1 protein-coding gene is annotated in these 1,071 nt (G+C 37.4%); it reads right to left on the bottom strand.

Annotated features, from left to right (window positions below; translation table 11 throughout):
- Positions 1–997 (bottom strand): IS4 family transposase (locus ACFQIC_RS21025; protein WP_390217874.1); only part of this gene is annotated, 997 nt, incomplete at its 3' end.
- Positions 998–1,071 lie beyond the last annotated feature (74 nt).

Here is a 1,071-nt window from a genome sequence, read left to right as displayed (position 1 = left end):
TTTGAAGTTTGATAATCAATGACGCACTGTACGCAATTAAGGCTAAAAACATCTGATTCCAAATCCCTTGAGGCTTTGTGCTCCAAATCTTTGTAAATTTCAAATGCCCTTTTATCCATTTGAAGAAAAGCTCTATGATCCACCGGTTCTGGTAGATTTCTAGGATTTCTTCATCCGTTAAATCAAAACGGGTGGTCAGAATTCGGTACATCCTGTCCTTGTCATCTGTGAACTCAATATATCTTACAGGGATATCTGAGATGCCAAAATTGACGATTTCATCGCGCACCACATTTGGAAGCGTAGGCGTGTTCTTCTTTACCGTATAGAGGACTAAGTTTTTAGTAATACGGGTCACGAAGGAGATCCCCTTGTTTAACCAATCTGTTAGATTTTTCTTCGAAGGATAGCCTCGATCCATGACATAAGTAGTGTCATCTTCTTCAATAAGGAAATCTGAACTTTCAAAGTCACTTACTTTACCCGTTGAAGGAACGATTTTATCTGGAAAACAGATATCTTTCGAAACAACAGTGAGGCGTGTATGCATCTTCACACCGTTATGCCCTTGAGAAATGTAAGCCCAATCACAAAGGTTTTCAGGTAATCTTAATTCCGTGGAATCCACAACACTTAAAGGTCCTATTCTTTTAGTAATTCCTTTTTGATCGTTAGTAAGACCACGAAGTTTATTTGTGATTTTTTCAAATACCCCTTGAACAGAAGTAGTAGAAAGTTCATTAATCCGCCGACTAAGTTGGGATCCACTAATCTCTTCTAATTCCAGTTCTTTTTTTAATGCTGGATAGGCTCTTAATCTCTCCTCCATATGTTCATAAGAGGTCCATTGATCAAGTTGTGCAGTTACAAAGATTTTCAATAAAGATTTTGTTTTCAATTTCTTCCCATAATCGAGAAGAGGACATTCAAAATCCTCAGTGGGAAGAAGCGATAAACATTGACATAGTAACATTCTTTGACCTATACTTTTACTCATTGGTAGCTCCTTTTGTAGAAGTTAGGGAACGAGTTTAGGTCTCTACCTTCTACATTAGGGCTTTTTTTATATGC

The organism is Halobacillus seohaensis, assembly GCF_042663045.1.
Classification (GTDB): Bacteria; Bacillota; Bacilli; order Bacillales; family Halobacillaceae; genus Halobacillus_A; species Halobacillus_A seohaensis.
This window is presented reverse-complemented; position numbering and strand designations above follow the sequence as displayed.